Annotated in this window: 1 pseudogene; it reads left to right on the top strand. The window is 21.6% G+C overall.

Features of this window, described 5'->3' with window-relative positions:
* Window positions 1–93, top strand: a pseudogene (locus F890_RS19430) (transposase); the annotation flags it as partial.
* Window positions 94–541 lie beyond the last annotated feature (448 nt).

The following is a 541-nucleotide window of genomic DNA, read 5'->3' as shown; positions in this document are numbered from 1 at the left end:
CGAGATTTTCAAGTCATGACAGCTGACAAAATAGAGCAATGGGTGGAGAAAGTATCAAACCAATTCGGAAAAGAATACATGTTTACTTTTTAATGACAACTTAGTAAAATTAAATATAGTTATTAATTTAAATATAACCGAATAAATAACTTTATTATTCAAATAAGCTTTATAAATACTTAATTAATAAATAAATTATTTCATTTCAACTATTTAGTTCAGTTTAAATTTTAAATTTTTAAAAATTAAAGACTCAAAATAATTTAGATATTTTCACTTGAATTTTTCACAAAGATTATTAGTAGAATTTAGGCTTAATAACTCTTTATATAGAAATCATATTTAATAAATAAGAAATCCTTCTTCTGATAAACTATTTATTCATTATTAATATTTTTAAATTAAAAAAATCAACTTGATTCTTGATTAGAATTATTCTGCTTGAATAAGTTGACAAAAATAACTAATGATGCGAAAAGGTTTTTTTAGTTAACAGATGTTCACACATGCCTAGAATTGTTTCTGTACCACTTAGTTTAGA

This window comes from Acinetobacter sp. CIP 64.7, assembly GCF_000369745.1.
GTDB classification, from domain to species: Bacteria; Pseudomonadota; Gammaproteobacteria; order Pseudomonadales; family Moraxellaceae; genus Acinetobacter; species Acinetobacter fasciculus.
This window is presented reverse-complemented; position numbering and strand designations above follow the sequence as displayed.